We start from the raw sequence: 6,000 nt of genomic DNA, 5'->3' as shown, positions 1-6,000 counted from the left end.
GGTAGATGGTTGCTAAAGCAACCGCGCCTCGGCGCGAGAATGTGCCAAGGCACATCCTTTTTTATTCTTCGCTGCCTTCTGCAACCTTTGCTGCTCTCGCTGCGATTTCTTTTTCCTGTACGTCTGAGGGAGCCTGCTCATATCTTGCAAACTCATATTCGTATACGCCGCGTCCGCCGGTCATGGAACGGAGATCTGTGCAGTAGTCATACAGATTGGAGGTCGGAACATCCGCTTCAATGATCTGCTTGCCGCCTGCAACGGGCGTCATGCCGAGCACTCTGCCGCGTCTCTTATTTAAATCGCCCATAACGTCGCCGGTATAGGAATCCGGAACGGTTACTTTCAGAGAAGAAATGGGCTCTAACAGAACCGGGCCCGCTTCCATGAAGCCCTTCTTAAACGCCTGGGATGCAGCCATCTTGAACGCCATTTCGGAAGAGTCAACCGGATGATAGGAACCATCATATAAAACAGCCTTTACACCGACAACCGGATATGCTGCCAGAGGACCTTTCTGAACGGCTTCTGCGATACCCTTTTCTACTGCCGGGAAGTAGTTTTTCGGAACTGCGCCGCCGACAACCTCCTGTTCGAATACATAAGGAGCTTCCAGATCGCCGGAGGGCTCAAAACGCATCTTAACGTGACCATACTGACCGTGTCCGCCGGACTGTTTCTTATATTTATATTCAACGTCGGATTTCTTGCGGATCGTCTCGCGGTAAGCAACCTTCGGTTTGGAAAGTTCAATCTTTACTTTATATTCGTTTTCCAGACGACTTGCAATCACTTCCAGATGCTGCTCACCCATGCCGTAAAGCAGGGTCTGACGATTCTCGGAATCGTTGACTACGCGCAGCGTCTTATCTTCGTCTGTCAGCTTCTGCAGAGACTGGGAAATCTTATCGATATCCGCCTTGTTAACCGCTTTATAGCGCTTTGCAGTATAAGGCTTGGAATATTCGGTCTTCGCATAAGCAACCGGATTTGCCTTGGTGGAAAGCGTATCACCGGTCTTCGCGCCGGTCAGCTTTGCAAGTGCGCCGAGGTCGCCGGCATGCAGCTCGCTCACTTCGATCGGTTTGTTGCCCTGCATCACATACAGCTTGCCGATCTTTGTCTCAACATCGCTGTCGCTGTTATACATCGTATCGTCCGTTTTGAGTACACCGGAGCAAACCTTAATCAGGGAATACTTACCGATGAAAGGATCGGAAATCGTCTTATAGATGTATGCAGATTTCGCTTTGGAGAAATCATAATCCGCTTGGAAAATGCCGTTTGTCTTTAAGCTGATGCCTGCGCATATCCTGTCTTCCGGGCTGGGAACGTATTTTACAATATCATCCAGCAGCGTGTAAACGCCCTGGCAGAGGGTGTTTGAGCCCATCGATACGGGAACGATCGAGCCATCAATAACGTTAGTACGCAGCGCTGCACGAATTTCGGATTCGGAGAAAGTCTCGCCGCCAAAATAGCGCTCCATGAACGCTTCGCTCGTTTCTGCAACCGCTTCCATCAGCGTCTCTCTGCAGATCTCAAGATTCGGTCTGTTGTAATCCGGGATCTCACAGGGAACAACCTCCTTGCCCTGCCAGCGGTTACCGGTTTCGGATACGACGTTGACATAGCCTACGAAGTGCTCGTTTTCACGGATCGGCAGGTTGAACGGTGCGATCTTCTTACCGTATTTTTCTTTCAGATCTTCTACGATCTGACGATAGGAAGCGTTATCCACGTCCATGTTGGTAACATAGACAAAACGGGGCAGTTTATATTTTTCGCAGAGCTCCCATGCCTTCTCGGTGCCGACTTCAATGCCGGATTTGCCGTTGATTACGATGATGGCAGCGCCTGCAGCCTTTACTGCTTCTTCTACTTCGCCTACAAAGTCAAAATATCCGGGAGTATCCAAAATATTTATCTTCACGCCGTTCCATTCGATGGGAACAACGGAGGTATTAATCGAAATCTGTCTCTTCTGTTCTTCCTTGCCATAATCACTGACGGTATTGCCGTCTGTGACCTTACCCATTCTGGATGTAATGCCAGCCAGATAAGCCATTGCCTCAGTCAGACTGGTTTTGCCCGAACCGCCATGGCCTAACAGAACCACGTTACGGATCTTGTCAGTTGTGTAAATGTTCATCTTCATTCCTCCGTATGTTGCAAATTCTGGGTATTCTGTCAAAGATTTTTAGATGATTAAAATCATTCCCAATTTCCCCATGTGGATATTCTACTAAACTTTCACATTTTTAGCAAGCCTTTTCGTCATTTTGGACATGTTTTTCTTTGGCTATCTGAAAATCTTTTCGCCAGTTCTGTAAAAGCTAGACTTTCCCGTGTATTCTTATATAATATTTATACAGGATACAATTGACTTTCGCACTTTAAAGTGCTATATTACAAGGAGATTTTTCGAAAAGAAGATACAGAATCGAAGATTTTTCACTCAAGGGAGGACTTTACTTATGATCATTGTAATGAAACCGAAGGCAGCGGATAAAAATATAAAGGCTGTCACACAGTATATTGAAGCAAACGGTCTGACCGCACATCTGTCCCAGGGCGAACAGGTTACGATCATCGGCGTAGTCGGTGACAAATCCCGTCTTTCCACAGAAAATATTGCATTGCTTGCAGACGTGGACAGAATCGTTCCCGTCACGGAAAGCTATAAGCTCGCAAACCTGAAATTTCATCCGGAGCCGTCTGTCGTAAAGGTCGGCTGCACCTCTATCGGACCGAACACCCGGACGATTATGGCAGGTCCCTGCGCGGTGGAATCCAACGACCAGCTGATGCTGATCGCCGAAGCAGTCAAGAAAAACGGCGCGACCATCCTGCGCGGCGGTGCATATAAGCCCCGTACCTCCCCCTACTCCTTTCAGGGTCTTGAAGAAGAGGGCTTAAAATACATGAAGGAGGCCGGAAAAGCCTTCGATCTGGCGACGATCTGCGAGGTTGTCAGCCTGGAAGCGATCGAAGCAGCGGTCAAATATGTCGATATGATCCAGATCGGTGCCCGCAATATGCAGAATTTCATCTTATTAAAAGAAGCCGGACGTTCCGGTCTTCCGGTTTTATTAAAGCGGGGTCTGTGCGCGACGATTGACGAATGGCTCAATGCCGCAGAATATATTATGGCGGAAGGCAACCCAAATGTGGTATTATGTGAAAGAGGTATCCGCACTTATGAAACTTCCACGAGAAATACATTGGATTTGAGCGCGGTTCCCGTCTTAAAGGAGCGGACACATCTGCCGGTTATTGTAGACCCGTCCCATGCGACAGGTGCTTACCGTTATGTGCCTCCGATGGCAAAAGCTGCCGTTGCCTGCGGCGCGGACGGTCTGATGATCGAGGTGCACAACAATCCTGCCTGCGCTCTTTCTGACGGTCCTCAGTCTTTGAATTTTGAAAAATTCGCCCGTCTTTCCAAAGAACTCGATCCGTTCTGGAAGCTTGCGGGCAGAAATTGAGGAGTAAGTTACTGTCATGATTACCTGTGGTTTTGTCGGACTCGGCCTAATCGGCGGTTCCATCGCCAGGGCATTGAAGGCCAACCGGAAGGATATTGTCATCATCGCCTGCGACCCAAACGAAGAAACGTTGAAGCTCGCAACAGAACAGAAAATTGCGGATGAAGCCTATCCGGCTCCCTGCGACGCGTTTACTGCCTGCGATTATATTTTCCTGTGCGCGCCCGTTTCCCACAACGATGAGAACCTGCTAAAAATTTTATCCTATCGCAAAAAGAACTGTATCCTGACCGATGTCGGGAGCGTCAAGACGCCGATCAATTCGCTGATCCACTCTCTGGGACTAACGGACTGCTTTATCGGCGGACATCCGATGGCGGGCAGCGAGCGAATCGGCTTTGCCAATTCCAAGGCGGGCCTTTTGGAAAACGCCTACTACATTCTCGCTCCCGCGCCGCAGGTTCCCGCTGCGAAAATCGCAGAATTCCAGGGGCTTGTCACCTCCATGGGAGCGATCCCGCTGCAGGTGGAAAGCCAGAAGCATGATTATGTGACCGCTGCTGTCAGCCATCTGCCTCATATCGTTGCTGCCGCCCTCGTCCATCTGGTACAGGATCATGACGATGCTCAGGGACTGATGAAATCCATCGCTGCAGGCGGGTTTAAGGATATCACGCGGATCGCCTCCTCTTCCCCTGTCATGTGGGAGCAGATCTGCATGACCAACACGGTCAATATTTCCAGACTGCTGCAGGATTATATCGACGCCCTTGGCGTCGTTCAAAAAGAGCTGCAGGAACACGATTCTGCCTCGCTCTATACCTTTTTTGACGGTGCACGTGCATACCGCGATTCCTTTATTGACGCCGGAAGCGGCCCGATCAAAAAGGATTACTCTATCCGTCTGGATATCCCGGATGAAGCAGGTTCTATCGCCGCCGTCTCCACGCTTTTGGCGCTGAACAACATCAGCATCAAAAATATCGGCATCGTCCATAATCGGGAGGCACAGGAAGGCGTCCTGCGAATTGAATTTTACGAAGAAGATTCGATTACAAAGGCGATTCAGCTGCTGAACAGACGCGGCTATGTAACGCATATCTGAAAAAATTGATAAACGGAAAGGATTTTAATGGTATGATGGAACTGACAGCCAGCAAAGCGCTGCGTGGAGAAGTGACCGTCCCCGGAGATAAATCGATCTCCCACCGCAGCGTGATGTTCGGAGCAATCGCACAGGGAACGACAGAGGTTACGAATTTTTTACAAGGAGCGGACTGTCTTTCAACAATCAGCTGCTTTCAAAAACTCGGCATTGAAATTGAAAATACACCGGAGCGCATTTTAGTACACGGGAAAGGCTTACACGGGCTGTCTACGCCCTCTGAGGTGTTGGATGCAGGCAATTCCGGCACGACAACCCGGCTGATTTCCGGCATTTTAAGTGGTCAGACCTTTGAAACAACGCTGACTGGGGACGCTTCCATTCAGAAGCGTCCGATGAAGCGCATTATGGAGCCGCTTTCTCTGATGGGTGCAAAAATCGAAAGCGTCCGTAAAAACGGCTGCGCGCCGCTTCACATCACCGGCAGCAGCCTGCACGGGATCACTTATTCCACGCCGGTCGCATCCGCACAGGTCAAATCCTCGATCCTGCTCGCCGGTCTTTATGCAGATGGTCCGACGAGCGTAACAGAGCCCGCTCTCAGCCGCAACCACACGGAGCTGATGCTTTCCGGTTTCGGCGCAGATATCTGCTCTGACGGACTGACTGCAACGATCACACCAGGAAACGAGCTGTACGCGCAGCAGATTTTTGTCCCCGGCGATATCTCTTCCGCAGCTTATTTCCTGGCAGCAGGTCTTTTGGTCCCTGGCTCTGAGCTTCTGATCCGCAATGTCGGCATCAATCCTACCCGCGCAGGAATCCTGACCGTGATCCGCGCAATGGGTGGAAACCTGACTGTTTTAAACGAACGTGTCTGCGCAGGGGAACCGGTTGCTGATCTGCTCGTCTCTGCTTCTTCCCTGCATGGAACAACTGTAGAGGGAAATCTGATCCCGGCACTGATCGATGAAATTCCTATGATTGCCGTAATGGCTGCATTTGCCAACGGACAGACTGTGATCCGTGACGCCGCTGAATTAAAGGTCAAGGAATCTGACCGTATTGCCACGGTGACTGCCGGGCTGCGCGCGATGGGCTGTGATATCACACCTACGGACGACGGTATGATAATCCGTGGAGGAAAAACACTTCACGGCGCAGAAATCGATTCCTATCTCGACCACCGCATTGCCATGAGCTTCGCGGTTGCCGCGCTGGCAGCCGATGGCGTTACTTCTATTAAAGATGCGGATTGTGTCAAAATCAGTTATCCCAACTTCTATGATGATCTGCTGGGTCTGGCGAAGTAAAAATTTCGCACCGGCATTGGCATGGTGACGCACCTTCCATAGACAAACAAAACCGGTCTGTGTTTCCTCTCATAAGGATTCCCAGTCCGGTTTT

At 50.2% G+C, this 6,000-nt stretch carries 4 protein-coding genes; 3 read left to right on the top strand and 1 reads right to left on the bottom strand.

What is annotated here, in order from left to right:
• Window positions 1-61: 61 nt before the first annotated feature.
• Window positions 62-2,152 (bottom strand): elongation factor G, encoded by a 2,091-nt coding sequence (locus ACLTOQ_RS15210; protein WP_412319862.1) that lies wholly within the window; start codon window positions 2,150-2,152, stop codon window positions 62-64.
• Window positions 2,153-2,477: 325 nt separating this feature from the next.
• Between ACLTOQ_RS15210 and aroF the strand changes: the two genes are divergently transcribed.
• Genes aroF through aroA form a run of 3 tightly spaced genes read left to right on the top strand, consistent with a single transcriptional unit; the run spans window position 2,478 to window position 5,906 of the window.
• The gene (aroF, locus tag ACLTOQ_RS15205) at window positions 2,478-3,488 is read left to right on the top strand and encodes a 3-deoxy-7-phosphoheptulonate synthase (RefSeq protein ID WP_021916396.1); all 1,011 of its coding nucleotides are present in this window, start codon (window positions 2,478-2,480) and stop codon (window positions 3,486-3,488) included.
• Window positions 3,489-3,504: 16 nt separating this feature from the next.
• On the top strand, window positions 3,505-4,593 hold the full coding sequence (locus ACLTOQ_RS15200; RefSeq protein WP_412319860.1) for a prephenate dehydrogenase/arogenate dehydrogenase family protein: 1,089 nt from the start codon (window positions 3,505-3,507) through the stop codon (window positions 4,591-4,593).
• Window positions 4,594-4,628: 35 nt separating this feature from the next.
• A complete protein-coding gene (aroA, locus tag ACLTOQ_RS15195; protein ID WP_412319866.1) occupies window positions 4,629-5,906 on the top strand; it encodes a 3-phosphoshikimate 1-carboxyvinyltransferase in 1,278 nt (425 codons plus the stop codon).
• Window positions 5,907-6,000 lie beyond the last annotated feature (94 nt).

Origin of the sequence: Gallintestinimicrobium sp., from assembly GCF_046968865.1 — a bacterium.
Lineage (GTDB): Bacteria > Bacillota > Clostridia > Lachnospirales > Lachnospiraceae > Gallintestinimicrobium > Gallintestinimicrobium propionicum.
This window is presented reverse-complemented; position numbering and strand designations above follow the sequence as displayed.